The following is a 17,694-nucleotide window of genomic DNA, read 5'->3' as shown; positions in this document are numbered from 1 at the left end:
GAGCTAGCTCCCTTGCGTTTCGTCGGACCGGCCCGGGCGCGGGGGCACCGGGTCAAAGCCTCCGGGATGGAATGGGTGGCAACGCCCGATTCTCCGGATCGTCAACCATGTGCCGCGCAGCGCGCCGTGAACGGCCACGGCCTCGAGGCCGTAGGCACTGCACGAGGGGTGGAAGCGGCAACGGGGACCCAGCAGAGGACTCACGAAGGCCCGGTAGAACCGGATCGGAGCCATCAGGATCCTGGCAGCCGGAGAAATTCCAGCGGTCTGCTGCGCCGTCATCATCGCCCATCCATGCGAGCCCCGGGGGGCTCCAGCCGCCTGAGTAAACGATCCAGCGCGACGTCGAGTTCGGCGGCGATGCGCTCGCTTCGCGCGGACGCGGCCGGTGGATTGGCGCGTACCACCAGCAGGCTACCTCTCGGAAGCCGGTCGAGACGGTCTCGCATGAGGTGTCTCAACTGACGTTTAACCCGATTTCTGATGACCGCGCCTCCTACGGCACGACTCACCACGAATCCGACCAGGGGGGGAGTGTCCCTGTCAGAGCGCATGCCAAGGTGCGCGACCAGGGTGGGGCGGCCTGCTCGGCTTCCCCTTCTGATCGCGCCGGCGAACTCGTCGCCCCGGCGCATGCGGGACCCGGACGGCAGCACGAGAGATCTTGGTGACCCTGGGCAGGTACGCCCGTCGCCCGCCGGCAGCGATGCCGGCGGGCGACGGGCGCTACTGCCTAGGCCCGGCGAACCGGGCGCAACGGATGCGTCAGGCGGAGATCTCGGCGCGGCCCTTGCGACGGCGAGCGGCAAGGATGGCGCGGCCGGCGCGGGTGCGCATGCGGAGCCGGAAGCCGTGGGTCTTCGCACGACGGCGGTTGTTCGGCTGGAAAGTACGCTTGCTCACGAGTGGGCTCCAGGCTCAAGACGCATCCCCAGCACATGGGGACGCTCGACAGTGGCTGGCTTGCCGGATGCGGGGCATGCGAAATAGCCGCCGCGTGGCAAGCCGACCGTCGTACGTTACGGGTCAGGCGTGTCCCAGGTCAAACCGGAGAGTGTTCCGAAGCACGCACACACAGGTTATCCACGTTTCCACAGGCACGTTATCCACCGGCGCCTCGCCGTCCACAGGATGTGCGCTCCGTCCCTCCCGTACGCCACTAGGCTGTGGACAACGTCTTGTACACAGCTGTGGACAGGGCTACTGTCGGCCCTTCCAGACCCTCTCTCCGCTGCGAGGACGCGTCGGACCGCAGGTAACGGGCTGTGCACAGCCTGTGGATTCGATGTGGATTTCGTATGGCGCCCACGACGGGGCCACGGGACTCCCGGCATGTGGACAACGACGAGATCCGGTGCGCCCGGCGGCCACCATTGTGGATAAACAGATCGCGGTGGGCCAGCGGGCCGCGTCGGGAGGAGGGGAGCCGGACCATGGACGGAACGGACCTCAGCGCGGTCTGGGCGAGGGCTCTTGAGAACTCCCTGAACGAGAACGTCCCGTCCCAGCAGCGGGTCTGGCTCAACATGACCCGGCCCTTCGGCCTCATGAACGACACCGTGGTGCTCGCCGCACCCACGGATTTCGCCAGAGATGTCCTGGAGAACAAGCTTCGTCCGCTCATCAGCCAGGCGCTCTCCCAGGAGTTCGGCCGCCCGATGCGGGTGGCGGTCATGGTCGACCCCAGCGCGGCGGGCCCCGAGTCCGGACTCACCCCCCGCCAGGACGCTTATCCCCAGGCCCAGCCGCCGGGTTATGCACAGGCCGGCGGGGACCGGCAGGGTTATGCACAGCCCGCTCCGCCCCAGCACCACGGGGGTTCCGGGCTCCAGCACCCCTATCCAGGGGGCAACCAGCCCGCGCAGCCGTCCACCGACTATCCACAGGCACAGCCGTTCTCCTACCCGTACCAGCAGGGCGAGGAGTCTCCCCAGCCGTACCTGCCCGCGGAGCCCTCGCAGACGCCCGCGCAGGGGGAGCAGAGCCCCGGATACGGCCGCGGCTACACCCCGCAGCCGTCACCGCCGCGGCCCGAGCCCGACTCGTTCGACCGCGGCGCGCCCCCCGTGCCCGCCGCGGGCGGCGCCGGTGGCGTGCAGAACAGGTGGGACGGCCGCGGGAGCCGGACGCAGGGGGAGCCGGCCCGGCTGAACCCGAAGTACACCTTCGACACCTTCGTGATCGGCTCCAGCAACCGGTTCGCGCACGCGGCGGCGGTCGCGGTGGCCGAGGCGCCGGCCAAGGCGTACAACCCCCTGTTCATCTACGGTGACTCGGGCCTGGGCAAGACCCACCTGCTGCACGCGATCGGCCACTACGCCCAGAGCCTCTATGACGGCGCGCGGGTGAGATACGTGAGCTCGGAGGAGTTCACCAACGACTTCATCAACTCCATCCGCGACCACAAGGCCGACAACTTCCGGGGCCGCTACCGGGCCGTGGACATCCTGCTGGTGGACGACATCCAGTTCCTGGAGGGCAAGGAGCAGACGCAGGAGGAGTTCTTCCACACCTTCAACACGCTGCACAACTCCAACAAGCAGATCGTCATCTCCAGCGACCGGGCGCCGAAACAGCTGGTCACGCTGGAGGACCGGCTGCGTAACCGGTTCGAGTGGGGTCTGATCACCGACGTCCAGCCGCCCGAGCTGGAGACCCGGATCGCGATCCTGCGCAAGAAGGCGATCCAGGAGGGCCTGGCCGCGCCGCCCGAGGTGCTCGAATACATCGCGAGCCGCATCTCGACCAACATCCGCGAGCTGGAGGGCGCCCTGATCAGGGTGACCGCGTTCGCGAGCCTGAACCGGCAGTCGGTGGACCTGCAGCTCACCGAGGTCGTGCTCAAGGACCTGATCACCGAGGACGCGGGCTCGGAGATAACGGTCGCCACGATCATGGCGTCCACCGCCGCCTACTTCGGGCTGTCGATCGACGACCTGTGCGGCGGGTCGCGCTCGCGGGTGCTGGTGACCGCCCGCCAGATCGCCATGTATCTGTGCCGGGAGCTGACCGACATGTCGCTGCCGAAGATCGGCCAGCAGTTCGGCGGCCGCGACCACACCACGGTCATGCACGCCGACCGGAAGATCCGCTCCCTGATGGCCGAGCGCCGCTCGATCTACAACCAGGTCAACGAGCTGACGACCCGGATCAAGCAGCAGTCCCGCAATGGATGATGAGGTTTTTCACCCCGTGATGCACAGGCTGTGGAAAACCTTGTGGATCAACGGTTCGCTGGGGCCGGGGAGGTTCCGGGGCGTCGAACCATGATCATCCGGAAACCCGCTGGTCCGAACGTTGTTCGGCGCATGTGGACAACCCTGGGGAGAACTTGGGGACAACCTGGGGACAACTCGTGGATAACCTGGGGACGCCCTGTGGGGAGAGTTTTCCACAAGGACAAAACGACCTCCTACCCCGTGGATAACCTGGGGAAACCTCGTGGAAAACTTGGGGACAGAGGGCACCGAATCTGGGGACGGCCTGTGTGTACTCCGAGGTTCTCCCCAGCCCCAAGAGTTGTCCACAGTCTCCACCCACAGCCCCGGTGGATGAAAAAACAGCACTTGACCTGCGGAAACAATGGCTTTCCACAGTATCCACAGCCCCTAATACGAAGGCCACTTGTATCTCTAACTAGGAAACCCAAGAGCCATAAGAGGGGTTCCGAGGGAGCGCAGGTGCGCGACAGTGAACACTTGAACCCCAGGCACCGAGCGGATGGCGCTCGACACACAGGAGGCGGATCCACGTGATGTTCCGGGTCGACCGAGACGTGCTCGCTGAGGCGGTCGCATGGACGGCGCGCAGCCTGCCGGCGCGTCCCTCCGTGCCGGTGCTGGCCGGCATGCGTCTTGAGGTCACGGAGAACGGGCAGCTCAAGCTCTCGGGCTTCGACTACGAGGTCTCCGCCGAGGTGACCCTCGAACTGCAGACGGGCGAGGCGGGCGTGGTGCTCGTCTCCGGCAGGCTTCTGGCCGAGATCACCAGGGCGCTTCCCGCACAGCCTGTGGATTTCGTGGTGGAGGGAGCCAAGGCGGTCGTCACCTGTGGCAGCGCCCGGTTCACACTCCTGACCATGCCTGTGGAGGACTACCCTTCCCTGCCGACCATGCCCCCCGCCGCCGGCCGGGTGGGCAGCGACGTGTTCGCCTCGGCCGTCGGCCAGGTCGCGGTGGCCGCGGGCAAGGACGACACCCTGCCGATGCTCACCGGCGTTCGCGTGGAGATCGAGGGCGACACGGTCACGCTCGCGGCGACCGACCGCTACCGCCTCGCCGTACGGGAGCTGAAGTGGCAGCCGGGCCAGCCCGACTTCTCGGCGATCGCGATGATCCCGGGCAGGACCCTCGCCGACACGGCCAAGGCCCTGGGCGGCACCGGCGCCGAGGTCGAGATCGCGATGAGCTCCGCGGGCGGCACCGGTGAGGGCATGATCGGCTTCTCCAGCGCGGGGCGCCGCACCACCACCCGGCTGCTCGACCCCGAGTTCCCCAAGTACCGCTCGCTGCTGCCGACGGAGTTCTCCGCCCGCGCGGAGCTGCCGACGGCCGCCTTCGTCGAGGCCGTCAAGCGCGTGGCCCTGGTCGCCGAGCGCAACACGCCCGTACGGCTGGCCTTCCGCGGCGACGAGGTCGTCCTGGAGGCGGGCAGCGGCGACGAGGCGCAGGCGGTCGAGGTCCTCCCGGTCGACTTCGAGGGCGACGACATCAACATCGCCTTCAACCACCAGTTCCTGCTGGAGGGGCTCGGCGCGATCGACTCCGACGTGGCCCGCCTGCAGATGACCACGTCCACCAAGCCCGCCATCCTCACCGGTGGCAAGCCCGCGGACGACGGCGGTGTTCCCGACTACCGCTACCTGATCATGCCCATCCGCCTGTCCAGCTGATGGAGGCCCCCCGACGGCCCGGCGCGGGGGATCACCCGGTGGACCCCACCACGGGGCCCGCTGTGGATCCCCCGACGGGTCCCGGAAGTGATCCCGCGCCGGGAACGGCTGCGGGCGGAGGCGCGGAGACGCGCGGCGGGGCGACGGGGCGGCGGGAGGGGGCCACGTGGCTCAAGGCGTGCCTGAACGGCGCCAGGAGGCCCGGCGACCACCCGGCCCTGCCCCTGACCCCCCTGGAGCTCGCTGAGGCGGCCCGTGAGGCGCGTGGGGCGGGTGCGGACGCCGTTCACCTGCATCCGCGCGACGAGGCGGGCAGCGAGTCGCTCAGCGCCGCCCACATCGGGGCGGCCGTACGCGCCGTGCACGAGGCCTGCCCCGGCCTCCCCGTGGGGGTGAGCACCGGGCTGTGGATAACCGGCGGGGATGTGGACGCGCGGCGCGACGCCGTCCGCGGCTGGGCCGCGCTCGCCCCCGGCGAGCTGCCGGACTTCGCCTCGGTGAACCTCTCAGAACCCGGCTTCGAGGCCCTGTGGCATGATCTGCGACGGCTCGGGGTGGGGGTGGAGGCCGGGGTCTGGTCGGTGGACGACGCCGACGCGCTCGCCGCGACCGGCCTGGAATGCGTGCGGGTGCTCGTCGAGATCCTCGGCGGTCCCGCGGAAACCGCCGTCCCCCGGGCGCGCGCCGTTCTGGACCGCCTCGCCGAGCTGGGCGTCCCCGGTCCGCGACTGCTCCACGGTGAAGGGGACCCCGCCTGGATTCTCCTGGACGAGGCGGGGCAGTCTGGACTCGCCACGCGCATCGGCCTGGAGGACGTCCTCCACGGCCCTGTGGGTGACCCCGTCGGCGGGAACGCCGAGTTGGTAAGGCTTGCGCGGGCACGTCTGGCGTAGGTGAATGATGAAACCCTGAAGGGGGTCTCGTATGCAGATCGGCATGGTCGGGCTGGGCAAGATGGGCGGCAACATGGCTGAGCGCCTGCGCCGCGGCGGCCACGACGTCATCGGGTACGACCGCGATCCCGCGGTCAGCGACGTCTCCGGCCTCGAGGAGCTGGTGGAGCGGCTCCAGGCGCCGCGCACCGTGTGGGTCATGGTGCCCTCCGGCGACCCGACCCGGGCGACGGTCGAGGCGCTCGGCGGCCTGCTGTCGCCCGGCGACATCCTCGTCGACGGCGGCAACTCGCACTATGTCGACGACCAGAAGCACGGCGCCGAGCTCTCCGCCAAGGGCATCGGCTTCGTCGACTGCGGCGTGAGCGGCGGAGTCTGGGGGCTGCAGAACGGCTACGCGCTCATGGTCGGCGGCGAGAAGGCCGACGTCGAGCGGGTGATGCCGATCTTCGAGACCCTCAAGCCCGAGGGCGAGGACGGTTTCGTGCACGCCGGCACGGTCGGCGCCGGCCACTTCGCCAAGATGGTCCACAACGGCATCGAGTACGGCATGATGCAGGCCTTCGCCGAGGGCTGGGAGCTGCTCGAGGCCTCCGACATCGTGACCGACGTGGCCGGCTCCTTCAAGAGCTGGCGGCAGGGCACGGTCATCCGTTCCTGGCTGCTCGACCTGATGGTCCGCGCGCTCGACGAGGACCCGTCCCTGGCGGAGCTGGAGGGCTACGCGCAGGACTCGGGCGAGGGCCGCTGGGCGGTGCAGGCCGCCGTCGAGCACGCGGTCCCGCTGCCGGTCATCACCGCCGCCCTGTACGCCAGGTTCGCCTCCCGCCAGGAAGACTCGCCGGCCATGAAGGTCGTCGCGGCCCTGCGCAACCAGTTCGGCGGCCACGCGGTCACCTCCAAGGCGGGCGCGGCCGAGAAGGGCGCCGACGCCCCCGGCGCCGACGTCACCCCGCCGGTCGAGGCGGCCGGCTGACCCCCCGTCCCCCTGCGGCTCGCGCCATACCTTTTCCACAGGGCGCGAGCCGTACGGACGCGGGGTGCCCCGGTGACGGACGGGGCCGACTAATCTTCCTGGGGTGCATGTCGCCCATCTCTCCCTGACCGACTTCCGGTCCTACGAAACCGTCGACCTCGGCATGGAGCCGGGGGTCACGGCCTTCGTCGGGCCCAACGGCATGGGAAAGACCAACCTGGTCGAGGCGCTGGGATACGTGGCGACGCAGGCCAGCCACCGGGTCGCCAACGACGGGCCGCTGGTCCGGCAGGGCGCGGCGCGGGCGATCGTCCGCTCGTCGGTGGTGCGCGACGACCGGCGCGCGCTGATCGAGCTGGAGATCAATCCGGGCAGGGCCAACCGGGCCAGGCTGAACCGCTCGCCCGTCTCCCGCCCCCGCGACGTCGTCGGCCTGCTGCGCACGGTCCTGTTCGCCCCCGAGGACCTCGCGATGGTCAAGGGCGACCCCTCCGAGCGGCGCCGGTTCCTCGACGACCTCCTGGTGGCCAGGACGCCCAGGTTCGCGGGGGTGCGCGCCGACTACGACCGGGTGCTCAAGCAGCGCGGCGCCCTGCTGCGCACCGCCGCGCAGGCCAGGCGGGGCTCCGGACGGAGCCGGAGCGCGCGGCGGGCCGAGAGCGACGCCGCGTTCGCCGAGGCGGGGGCGGGAGACCCGCTCAGCACCCTGGAGGTCTGGGACGCCCACCTGTCGACGCACGGCGCCGAGCTGCTCGCGGCCAGGCTGGAGCTGGTCGAGACGCTGCGCCCGCTGGTCGCCGCCTCGTACGCCTCGCTCGCGCCCGGCTCCGCCCCCGCGGGGCTGGAATACCGCGGCACCCTGCCCCCGGACGCCGGGACCGATCGCGCCGAGCTGGCGGAGCGGCTGCGGGCCTGCCTGCTGGAGGTCCGCGCCTCCGAGCTCGAACGCGGCGTCACCCTCGTCGGCCCGCACCGCGACGACCTGTTCCTCGGCCTGGGCGAGCTGCCGGCGCGCGGCTACGCCAGCCACGGCGAGTCGTGGTCGTTCGCGCTGGCGCTCAGGCTGGCCGCCTACGACCTGCTCAGGGCCGACGGCGGCGACCCGGTCCTGATCCTGGACGACGTCTTCGCCGAGCTGGACAACAGGCGCAGGCGCCGCCTGGCCGAGATGGTCGCCCCCGCGGAGCAGGTGCTGATCACCGCCGCGGTCCCCGACGACGTGCCCGGGGAGCTGGCCGGAAGCCGTTTCGACGTGACCGAGGGGGGCGTGGCCCGTGTCCGATGACGGTGGAGAGGGCGCGGTCGGCCCGGTGCCCGGACCGCGGGCCCCGGAGCCGAGACGGCGCGGCGCCGCGCGAGGTGGTCAGGAGCGGAGCGGGCCCGACCCCCGTTCGCCGGACCCGGATGGCGCGGGCGGCACGGCACCCGCGCCGGACGGTACGGGCGGTACGGGGGCGGACGGAGCGGCCGCCGGATCGGCGAGGAGCGCGGCCGCCAAGGGGGCCGCGCTGGCCAGGGAGAAGCTGGCCCAGGCCAAGTCGGACGCCGCCAGGCGGGGACAGCTCCCCCGCCGCGAGCCGAGGCGCAGGGCGTCGGGGGCGCGCAGGGACTCCGGCGACCCCCAGCTCTTCGGCAGGGCCATCGCCGACCTGCTGTCCGATCGCGGCTGGGAGCAGCCCGCCGCGATCGGCGGGGTTTTCGGTCGCTGGCACGAGATCGTCGGCGCCGACATGGCGGCCCACACCAAGCCGGAGACCTTCGCCGAGGGCGAGGTCGTGGTGATCGCCGACTCCACCGCCTGGGCCACCCAGGTGCGGATGCTGGCGAGGACGCTCGTCAGGAGATTGAATGAGGAGCTCGGGGACGGAACGGTGCAAAAGGTAAAAGTTCGTGGACCGCAGAACGGCCCCCGCTCCAGCGGCGGCCTGCGCGTCACCGGAAGTCGCGGCCCGGGCGACACGTACGGCTGATCCGATGCTCGAAAACGGATCAGTGGCCCCTCTGACGCGGTGAACCCCGTCCCCGTAGGGGGATGTCCAAAGCGATGATCGTCGCGCGACAGGCCATTCCAGAGGCCGTCAATGCCACATGATGTGCTCTGAGCCGCTAGAATGAAATCGAATTCCGGACACGTCCGTTTGCGTGTCACCCCCGGCGCGCATGCCGGCTCCCCTGGGTGAACGCATCGGGGCATTCACGACGGTGACGGGCACGGCGGGGCTACATGTTGTCTCCCTGCCGCGTGTCCGCGGCAGGAGGATTTCGCACTTGTCCTACGACGCTAGCTCAATCACCGTTCTCGAAGGGCTTGAGGCGGTCCGTAAGCGCCCCGGCATGTACATCGGCTCCACCGGCGAACGCGGTCTGCACCACCTCGTCTACGAGGTCGTGGACAACTCCGTCGACGAGGCCCTGGCCGGACACGCCGACCGGATCGAGGTCACCCTGCTCGCCGACAACGGCGTGCGGGTCGTCGACAACGGCCGTGGCATCCCCGTCGGGAACGTCCCCGGCGAGAACCGTCCCGCGGTCGAGGTCGTCCTGACCGTGCTGCACGCGGGCGGCAAGTTCGACGACAAGTCGTACGCGGTCTCCGGCGGCCTGCACGGCGTGGGCGTCTCCGTCGTCAACGCGCTGTCCAGCAAGCTCGACGTGGAGATCCGCACCGAGGGCCACCACTGGCGTCAGAGTTACGTCGAGTCCAGGCCCACCGCCCCGCTGGCCAGGGGCGAGAAGACCGACGAGACCGGCACCTCGATCACCTTCTGGGCCGACGAGACCATCTTCGAGACCACGACCTGGCACTTCGAGACCCTCGCGCGCCGCTTCCAGGAGATGGCCTTCCTCAACAAGGGCCTGACGATCTCCATCAGGGACGAGCGCCCCGACTTCGCCGAGGGCGACGAGGGCGAGCCCAGGGAGGCCACCTTCCACTACGAGGGCGGCCTGTCCGACTTCGTCAAGCACCTCAACTCCAAGAAGGAGCCGGCCCACCTCTCGGTGATCGATTTCGAGGAGCAGGGCGAGGGCATCGCCGTCGAGATCGCGATGCAGTGGAACAACTCCTACAGCGAGTCCGTCTACACCTTCGCCAACACGATCAACACGGCCGAGGGCGGCACCCACGAGGAGGGCTTCCGCGCGGCGCTGACGTCCATCGTCAACCGCTACGCGCGCGAGCAGAAGTTCCTCAAGGAGGGCAAGGACGACAACCTCGCCGGAGAGGACATCCGCGAGGGCCTCACCGCGATCATCTCGGTGAAGCTGACCGACCCGCAGTTCGAGGGCCAGACCAAGACCAAGCTGGGCAACACCGAGGCCAAGTCGTTCGTCCAGAAGGCCTGCAACGACCACCTGCGCGACTGGTTCGAGCGCAACCCCGGCGAGGCCAAGGACATCATCACGAAGTCCCTGCAGGCCTCCCGCGCCCGACTCGCGGCCCGCCAGGCCCGCGACCTGACCCGGCGCAAGTCGCTGCTGGAGTCGGGCTCGGGGCTGCCGGGCAAGCTGGCCGACTGCCAGTGGAGCGACCCGGAGAAGTGCGAGCTGTACATCGTCGAGGGTGACTCGGCGGGCGGCTCCGCCAAGGGCGGCCGCGACTCCAAGTTCCAGGCGATCCTCCCGATCCGCGGCAAGATCCTCAACGTCGAGAAGGCCCGGATCGACAAGGTCCTGCAGAACAACGAGGTCCAGGCGCTGATCACCGCCATGGGCACGGGCGTGCACGACGAGTTCGACATCGCCAAGCTCCGCTACCACAAGCTCATCCTGATGGCGGACGCCGACGTCGACGGCCAGCACATCACCACGCTGCTGCTGACCCTGCTGTTCCGCTTCATGCGGCCGCTGATCGAGGCCGGGCACGTCTACCTCTCCCAGCCGCCCCTCTACAAGATCAAGTGGGACCGGAAGGGCGAGGACGCCTCCTACGCCTACTCCGACCGCGAGCGTGACGTGGTCATCCAGGCCGGCATCGACGCGGGCAAGCCCGACCCCCGGCCGCGCGACAACGTGCAGCGCTTCAAGGGTCTGGGCGAGATGAACGCCAACCAGCTCTGGGACACGACCATGAACCCCGACACCCGCCTTCTCCTCCAGGTCACCCTCGACGACGCGGCCCAGGCCGACGAGCTGTTCAGCGTGCTCATGGGTGAGGACGTCGAAGCCCGCCGTTCCTTCATCATCAGGAACGCCAGGGACGTCCGTTTCCTCGACGTGTAGCGGTAGCCGTACCAGAAAAGGATCTTGACCTGTGACGGAAGTCAACACTCCGCCCGGCCCTCCGACCGACCGCGTCGAGCCGGTCGACATCCAGTCCGAGATGCAGCGCAGCTACATGGACTACGCGATGTCGGTCATCGTCTCGCGCGCGTTGCCGGACGTCCGTGACGGCCTCAAGCCGGTGCACCGCCGCGTGCTGTACGCCATGTACGACGGCGGCTACCGGCCCGACCGCGGATACTTCAAGTGCTCCCGCGTCGTCGGCGACGTCATGGGCTCCTACCACCCGCACGGCGACACGTCGATCTACGCCACCGTGGTGCGGATGGCCCAGCCCTGGTCGCTGCGCTACACGCTGGTCGACGGGCAGGGCAACTTCGGCTCGCCGGGCAACGACCCGCCGGCGGCGATGCGCTACACCGAGTGCAAGCTCGCGCCCATCGCGATGGAGATGCTGCGCGACATCGACAAGGACACCGTCGATCTCGTCCCCAACTACGACGGGCGCTCCCAGGAGCCCCTCGTCCTGCCCTCGCGCTTCCCCAACCTGCTGGTCAACGGGGCGGCGGGCATCGCTGTCGGCATGGCCACCAACATCCCGCCGCACAACCTGCGGGAGGTGGCCGCCGGCATCGCCTGGTGCCTGCAGAACCCCGACGCCAACGACGAGGAGCTCCTCGAGGCGCTGATCGCCCAGATCAAGGGGCCCGACTTCCCCACCGGCGCGCTGATCGTCGGCCGCCGCGGCATCGACGACGCGTACCGCACCGGGCGCGGCTCGATCACCATGCGGGCGATCGTCGAGGTCGAGGAGGACGCCAAGGGCCGCCAGTGCCTGGTCGTCACCGAGCTCCCGTACCAGGTCAACCCGGACAACCTCGCGCTGACCATCGCCGAGGCGGTCAAGGACGGCAGGATCAGCGGCATCGCCGACGTCCGCGACGAGAGCTCCTCGCGCGTCGGCCAGCGCCTGGTGATCGTGCTCAAGCGCGACGCGGTCGCCAAGGTCGTGCTGAACAACCTCTTCAAGCACACCCAGCTGCAGACCACCTTCGGCGCCAACATGCTGGCCCTGGTCGACGGCGTGCCGCGGACGCTCAGGCTCGACCAGTTCGTCCGCCACTACGTGGCGCACCAGATCGAGGTCGTGGTCCGCAGGACCCGATACCTGCTGCGCAAGGCCGAGGAGCGGGCGCACATCCTGCGCGCGCTGCTCAAGGCCCTGGAGCGGATGGACGAGGTCATCGCCCTGATCCGCCGGTCGCCCTCGGCGTCCGCGGCGCAGGGCGGCCTGATGACGCTGCTGGAGATCGACGAGATCCAGGCGCAGGCCATCCTCGACATGCAGCTGCGCAAGCTGGCCGCCCTGGAGCGCCAGCAGATCACCGACGAGCACGACTCGCTGATGGCGCAGATCACCGAGTACCAGACGATCCTCGCCTCGCCCGAGCGGCAGCGCACGATCGTCCAGGACGAGCTCTCCGAGCTCACCGCGCGCTACGGCGACGAGCGCAAGACCGAGATCATCGCCTACGAGGGCGACATGTCGATCGAGGATCTCCTCGCCGAGGAGGACATGGTCGTCACGATCACCCGCGGCGGCTACGCCAAGCGAACCAACACGGATCTCTACCGGGCGCAGAAGCGCGGCGGCAAGGGCGTGCGGGGCGCGCAGCTGCGCCAGGACGACATCGTCGACCACTTCTTCGTCACCACGACGCACCACTGGTTGCTGTTCTTCACGAACAAGGGCCGCGTCTACCGGGTCAAGGCGTACGAGCTGCCCGACTCCGGCCGCGACGCGCGCGGGCAGCATCTGGCGAACCTGCTGGCCATGCAGCCGGACGAGGTCGTGATGGAGGTCCTCGACCTGCGCGACTACGAGGTCGCCCCGTACCTCGTGCTGGCCACCCGCAGCGGCCTGGTGAAGAAGACGCGCCTTTCCGAGTACGACTCGCCGCGCACGGGTGGTCTCATCGCGATCAATTTGCGGGAAGATGACGAGGTGATCGCCGCCAGGCTGGTGTCGGAGGACGACGACCTCCTCCTCGTCTCGCGCGGCGCCCAGTCCATTCGCTTCACGGCCTCCGACGAGGCCATGCGCCCGATGGGCAGGGCGACCAGCGGTGTGATCGGCATGCGCTTCCTCGACGGCGACGAGCTCCTGGCGATGAACCGGATCGCCGACGGCGACAACGTGCTCATCGCGACCGAGGGCGGATACGCCAAGCGCACTCCCGTGGATCAGTACCCTCTTCAGGGAAGGGGCGGAAAGGGAGTCCTGACCGCCAAGATCGTCAGCGCTCGTGGCAAGCTGGTTGGCGCGGTCATGGTCAGACCCGAGGACGAGGTTTTCGCGATCACGTCCGCCGGAGGGGTTATCCGGACGAGTGCCGGGGAGATCAAGCAGTCTGGCCGCCAGACGATGGGGGTTCGGCTGATGAATCTGGCGGAGGGGGACAGCGTCGTGGCGCTGGCCCGTAATGCGGAGGCGCTGGAGACCGGGGAGAACCTGGCGACCGAGGAAAGCGCCGAGTCGCAGGTGGAGACCAGCGAGAACGGGGAAGGGGAGAATCCGTGAGTGCTCAGGGCAAACCGGGATCGCGCCCCGCCACCTCGTCGACACGCGATCAGGCGACGGAGAAGATGGACAAGACCGCTGGAACGAAGGACGTCGAGGCGGCCTCGTCACCGGTTAACGGTAGCGCGCCCGCGCCGGAAACCGATGAATCGGTATCCGACGATCGCAAGGGCAGGAAAAAAGTGACGACAGAGGACGGCAAGCAGGCCGACACCACGGTGCGGATCCGTCCAAGCGGATCTCCACCACCCTCGGCGCCATCGCTGCAGTCGCCCACCCCGCCTCCGCCGCAGACTTCGCCTCCGCCGGGAGGGCAGCAGGGCCGTTCCCCGGCCGCTCCGCCCGCGCCGCCGCCCGGGGGACAGCAGGGCCGTTCCCCGGCCGGACAGCAGAACAACCGCGCCCCGTGGTCGCCCGGCAGCCTGTCGTCGCCCCAGGCCCCTGAGGCGTCCGGCAAGAAGGCCACGGACGTCGGTGGCCCCAGGTCGCCCCGCAAGGCGCACCTGGTGCTGCGCAGGGTCGAGCCGTGGTCGGCGATGAAGTTCAGCTTCGTCGTGTCACTGGTCTGCTTCGTGGTGCTGTTCATCGCGGTCGCGGTGCTCTACATGGTGCTGTCCGGCCTCGGGGTGTTCGAGAACATCATCCAGACGGTCACCCAGCTGACGACGGCCGACGGCAAGGCCACCAGCGGCATCGACATCGCCTCCTGGTTCGAGCCGGTCCGCATCCTCGGCTACACCGCCCTGATCGGCGCGGTGAACGTCGTGCTGATCACCGCCCTCGCCACCCTCGGCGCGGTGATCTACAACGTCGCCTCCGACCTGGTCGGCGGCGTGGAGGTCACCTTCAGCGAGGCCGAGTAGCCGGCCCGTCGCGTGTCCTCGTCCTCTTTCGAGGGCGGGGACATGGCGCGAGCAGGCACCGAAACAGGGTAAGCTTTTCCCTGTTCGAGCGAACGGGTTCGCCTCCGCCAAACGGATGCGAGACCGTTCGTCTGTGTGATGAGGGGCTATAGCTCAGACGGTTAGAGCGCTTCCCTGATAAGGAAGAGGTCCCAGGTTCAAGTCCTGGTAGCCCCACCGTTAAGTAACAGCTCAAAGGCCAGATCCGAAGATTACGGATCTGGCCTTTTGATCATTTGCTGGCCTTTCGCCAGTGGGATTGTCCCCGGCCAGGTGACAGAGATCGGTTCACTGGCAGTAGGTGATGTCCGGATGACTTTTCTCTGGGGTGTCGAACGGAAGCCCGCCCCGGGCGCCTCGCGTATCCGGGGCGGAGCGGAAGGGTAACGGCCGCTCAGGACTCGTCGGGATCCTGGCGCTCGGCTACCAACTCGATGCTGTCCGGTCCGGCGGTGATTCTGTGCTCAAGCTGCTGTAGTGCCTCATCCGGGCTCCCATACTCACCCGCAGTACCTGTTGCGACCCCGTCAGGGGTCAACAGCTCAAGAAGGACGCGACCTGACCGCGTAGCTCTCAGGGTGAAATGGATCTCCCCCGGTGACGCTCGACGTCGCCGCTTCCTGGGTTTATTGGCTTCCAAGATGTCGGTAACCTCCCTAACCAGATCTACCAGGTGCCGAGGTAGACCTGGTTGAGAGGCAAGGGCCAAAACCTTGGAAAGGTCGTCAACAACATCGATCTTGCCCTGTTCGGCGTCCTCCAGCATGCGGATCAGCTCGTACAACCGGATGCGTTCCTCGTTGAGGCGGGCCTGCCAATATCGGTCCAGCGCCTCTTTGGAGTGCTCACTGAGGGAGGAGTTCATGATGCGCCGAACGGTCTCGGTGATCGCTGATGGTGGCGACGGCAGGTCAGCCTTCGAACTCAGGGCCTTCGCATCAGCGTGACCAGCCAGAACCAACAGCCCTTCCAGGTGGACGCCGAGCGTGTTGCTCAGGCTTAGAAGGTGTGTGACCGAGGGCTTGCTCCCGCGCCGCCACCTTAAGATCGTAGATGGGCTGATGCTCAAAGCGTCCGCGAGCGATGCGTCGGTGGGATAGCCCCTGGCCTTGGCCATCTGTGATAGCCAGACCGAGAAAGAGGTTTCGCCAGCTTTGTTGTCGGACCTCACGTATACTCCCGCACCCTTTCCAAACGCGCAATCGCACCATAGCTATCATGTTGCATCTGCGCAATAAAAGATCATGCAGATCCATGGTGTTTTCTGGGCAAGTACGCACATCTCTGTCCATCATCCATGACTTTGAATGCCGGATCTTCGTAGGGGGTACTCAAGGCGGCATTCCCGTCAAGGTTCGCCTGACGTGCCGCGACAAGGGGGGTGGGGGGAGTTTCCGGCGTCCGGGAGGGCGTGGCCCCACCACGCAGAGGCGTACGGGATCGCTGTTGCGTGGACGGAACATAGCGGGGCGAACGTATCCATCTCGGTGGGTGTACGCTGGTCGGGACCTGGCCGAGCAGGGGTCTGATGACCTCAGTGCCGGAACGGTCGTGCCCGAATACGGGGACGGCCCGGCGGGGGACCTCCGAGAGATTGCCGCTCTCGGACCCTGCCAGGCCGACGCCCCGCCCTGCCCGCGACTGCGGGCCGACTTCCACATCTAGCGAGAGGGGACTGTCGTGAACTATATCTGCGGCCCCTAGCGACCCGTCCGCCGGATCGGCGACAAAGTGTGCGTCGATATCGATCTGTTGCGGGCCTTCTCTATCCCCTGGGTCCCGCTGGATGCCGCGAACGAGCGATATCCGTCGACGCCACGTCGGCCGCGTTCCTGGTCAGAACCATCATCTGTCGTGAGCTCACAAAGTCGCACCGGCATCTGGTATGCCCGCGAACCGGCTCATGATCCCTCGCCGAGGTGAAGATCCGCATGGTTCTTCACCTTAACGACCAACAGGGCATTCGTTCCTCGCGTCGGCAGGGTCGGCGCGAGGATCCTCCCCCCAGGATGATCATGACTTTGGCGCAGCATGAGTGGCCGCCCGAACTGGAGACGGCGTCAGCCTGCTTCAACTGCGGTCTCTCTTATGACGAGTGGAACGATGAAAAAGAGGCGTTCTGCAAGTCCGGTGCACCTCCACTGCTCGTCGAGCTTCCGATAGACGAAGCTGAGACAGCGCGTAGCTCTTCCGAGTGGAAACGGCTGGCCACCTCACGTGAGGCATCGGGATGGCCGGTTTCCTCCGAGGCTGATGCCCTCCTACGACACTCAGCGTAGGTGAACGGAACGGCTCACCCCCGAGCTCGGGGGTGAGCCGTTTTCAGGTCGGCTGATCTCTTGCTCCAAGCAGAGAAGCCGTGCTTGGCAGCCCCTGGTAGGTGTGGCGACGCCGTCCCTCCGAAGCACACGCCGCCACGCCCGTCTCTACCGGGCTTTCCCGGACAGCAGTGTCGTCCAGGTCGCCCGAGCTTTGGCGATCGACCAGCGGTGGCTCTCGTCCACCCGGTGGCCGTCGTCGAGTTGGAGGGTGCGCCGGATGAACCCCTGCCCACCGCCCTGGAACAGCTCGTACACGGTGGCCCGGCATCCGCACGTCCACGCCACCGGCCGCACCCGCTCCAGGACCTGGTCGGGTGTGTGCCAGTCGAGCCGGACATGACCGCGTTGCGCCATGCCCAGGTGCGGGCTCACGCAGGTCTCCAGCACCGTCACAACGGCGCCGCCTCTGCCCTCGGTGCTCTCAGTGGAGGCGCGGGGTGTGCAGCACGAAGATCGGCATAGCGGGCGGCGATTCGGCGGGCGGCCGTCGCCGGGTTGTCCGCCGGGTGTGCCGCGTACTTCCTGCGGCCCGTCCGGGCGGAGTGTTCGCCGTTCCACCACATGAAGTGGACGCCGTCGGACCAGACGAGCAGGTCCACCCACACGCTCAGCAGGGCCGCGCCGTGCCCCTGGTGAACGCCGGCGGTTATCCCGAGATCGGCGAGAGCGGCGCGGAGCTGTTCGGCCGCATGAGAGGAACGGGCTGCTTCTGTGATCACTGCGTTGAGGGGCATCGCTCTCCGGGAGGTCTCGGATGGTCGTGACGAGGCGGTCGAACGGGTGGTCACACCTCCTTTCCGCCTTGCGACGATGGGACGTTTTTGAGGCTTGATACGTCCCTAAGCATGCTGATCAGGGCAGGGACGATGGAACTTCACTTGGGGACGGTGACGGGACGTCTTTAGAGGC

The 17,694-nt window shown here is 68.3% G+C and carries 15 protein-coding genes and 1 tRNA gene; 10 read left to right on the top strand and 6 right to left on the bottom strand.

The genetic code is table 11. The features are described 5' to 3' along the window. Window positions 1-3 precede the first annotated feature (3 nt). From yidD to rpmH, 3 genes are all read right to left on the bottom strand, one after another. The gene (gene yidD / locus ACTOQ2_RS20245) at window positions 4-285 is read right to left on the bottom strand and encodes a membrane protein insertion efficiency factor YidD (protein ID WP_425583256.1); all 282 of its coding nucleotides are present in this window, start codon (window positions 283-285) and stop codon (window positions 4-6) included. Further along, complete coding sequence (gene rnpA / locus ACTOQ2_RS20240; protein WP_440070681.1) at window positions 282-656, bottom strand: ribonuclease P protein component; 375 nt, start codon at window positions 654-656, stop codon at window positions 282-284. The genes yidD and rnpA overlap by 4 nt, the downstream gene beginning before the upstream one ends. 109 nt (window positions 657-765) lie before the next feature. After that, window positions 766-903, bottom strand: a complete 138-nt coding sequence (gene rpmH / locus ACTOQ2_RS20235) for a 50S ribosomal protein L34 (protein WP_329088117.1) — start codon at window positions 901-903, stop codon at window positions 766-768. 530 nt (window positions 904-1,433) lie between these two features. Here rpmH and dnaA point away from each other — a divergent pair. From dnaA to ACTOQ2_RS20185, 10 genes are all read left to right on the top strand, one after another. Beyond that, complete coding sequence (gene dnaA, locus ACTOQ2_RS20230; RefSeq protein ID WP_440101308.1) at window positions 1,434-3,176, top strand: chromosomal replication initiator protein DnaA; 1,743 nt, start codon at window positions 1,434-1,436, stop codon at window positions 3,174-3,176. Between the two features lie 575 nt (window positions 3,177-3,751). Continuing rightward, a complete protein-coding gene (gene dnaN, locus ACTOQ2_RS20225) occupies window positions 3,752-4,891 on the top strand; it encodes a DNA polymerase III subunit beta (protein WP_440070683.1) in 1,140 nt (379 codons plus the stop codon). Window positions 4,892-4,929: 38 nt separating this feature from the next. Beyond that, window positions 4,930-5,784, top strand: a complete 855-nt coding sequence (locus ACTOQ2_RS20220; RefSeq protein ID WP_440101307.1) for a 3-keto-5-aminohexanoate cleavage protein — start codon at window positions 4,930-4,932, stop codon at window positions 5,782-5,784. A gap of 31 nt (window positions 5,785-5,815) precedes the next feature. Further along, on the top strand, window positions 5,816-6,760 hold the full coding sequence (gene gnd, locus ACTOQ2_RS20215) for a phosphogluconate dehydrogenase (NAD(+)-dependent, decarboxylating) (RefSeq protein ID WP_440101305.1): 945 nt from the start codon (window positions 5,816-5,818) through the stop codon (window positions 6,758-6,760). A 103-nt stretch (window positions 6,761-6,863) separates the two neighbouring features. Then, the gene (gene recF / locus ACTOQ2_RS20210) at window positions 6,864-8,045 is read left to right on the top strand and encodes a DNA replication/repair protein RecF (RefSeq protein ID WP_440101303.1); all 1,182 of its coding nucleotides are present in this window, start codon (window positions 6,864-6,866) and stop codon (window positions 8,043-8,045) included. Further along, entirely contained in the window at window positions 8,035-8,730 is a 696-nt protein-coding gene (locus tag ACTOQ2_RS20205; RefSeq protein ID WP_440101301.1) for a DUF721 domain-containing protein, read from the top strand. The genes recF and ACTOQ2_RS20205 overlap by 11 nt, the downstream gene beginning before the upstream one ends. Window positions 8,731-9,028: 298 nt before the next feature. Then, complete coding sequence (gyrB, locus tag ACTOQ2_RS20200; protein WP_440070687.1) at window positions 9,029-10,981, top strand: DNA topoisomerase (ATP-hydrolyzing) subunit B; 1,953 nt, start codon at window positions 9,029-9,031, stop codon at window positions 10,979-10,981. Window positions 10,982-11,012: 31 nt separating this feature from the next. Beyond that, window positions 11,013-13,562, top strand: a complete 2,550-nt coding sequence (gene gyrA, locus ACTOQ2_RS20195) for a DNA gyrase subunit A (protein WP_440101299.1) — start codon at window positions 11,013-11,015, stop codon at window positions 13,560-13,562. Window positions 13,563-13,744: 182 nt separating this feature from the next. Further along, a complete protein-coding gene (locus ACTOQ2_RS20190) occupies window positions 13,745-14,425 on the top strand; it encodes a DUF3566 domain-containing protein (protein WP_440101297.1) in 681 nt (226 codons plus the stop codon). A gap of 142 nt (window positions 14,426-14,567) precedes the next feature. Continuing rightward, window positions 14,568-14,641 (top strand) — tRNA-Ile (locus ACTOQ2_RS20185). 217 nt (window positions 14,642-14,858) lie between these two features. Here the strand turns inward: ACTOQ2_RS20185 and ACTOQ2_RS20180 are convergent. The 3 genes from ACTOQ2_RS20180 to ACTOQ2_RS20170 all read right to left on the bottom strand — a co-directional run bounded on the left by ACTOQ2_RS20180 (window position 14,859) and on the right by ACTOQ2_RS20170 (window position 17,504). After that, window positions 14,859-15,635: a helix-turn-helix domain-containing protein gene (locus tag ACTOQ2_RS20180; protein WP_440070690.1), complete on the bottom strand. Its 777-nt coding sequence runs from the start codon at window positions 15,633-15,635 to the stop codon at window positions 14,859-14,861. Between the two features lie 1,255 nt (window positions 15,636-16,890). Further along, window positions 16,891-17,178: a hypothetical protein gene (locus ACTOQ2_RS20175; protein WP_440101295.1), complete on the bottom strand. Its 288-nt coding sequence runs from the start codon at window positions 17,176-17,178 to the stop codon at window positions 16,891-16,893. Further along, on the bottom strand, window positions 17,175-17,504 hold the full coding sequence (locus tag ACTOQ2_RS20170) for a hypothetical protein (protein ID WP_440101293.1): 330 nt from the start codon (window positions 17,502-17,504) through the stop codon (window positions 17,175-17,177). Before ACTOQ2_RS20170 ends, ACTOQ2_RS20175 begins: the two co-directional genes overlap by 4 nt. Window positions 17,505-17,694: the final 190 nt, after the last annotated feature.

Origin of the sequence: Streptosporangium sp. H16, from assembly GCF_051918855.1 — a bacterium.
Taxonomy (GTDB): Bacteria; Actinomycetota; Actinomycetes; order Streptosporangiales; family Streptosporangiaceae; genus Streptosporangium.
This window is presented reverse-complemented; position numbering and strand designations above follow the sequence as displayed.

Bases quoted from the DNA above. Each gene is read 5' to 3' on its own strand.
- yidD (WP_425583256.1), bottom strand. From the start codon at position 285: ATGATGACGGCGCAGCAGACCGCTGGAATTTCTCCGGCTGCCAGGATC.
- gnd (WP_440101305.1), top strand. From the start codon at position 5,816: ATGCAGATCGGCATGGTCGGGCTGGGCAAGATGGGCGGCAACATGGCT.
- dnaA (WP_440101308.1), top strand. From the start codon at position 1,434: ATGGACGGAACGGACCTCAGCGCGGTCTGGGCGAGGGCTCTTGAGAAC.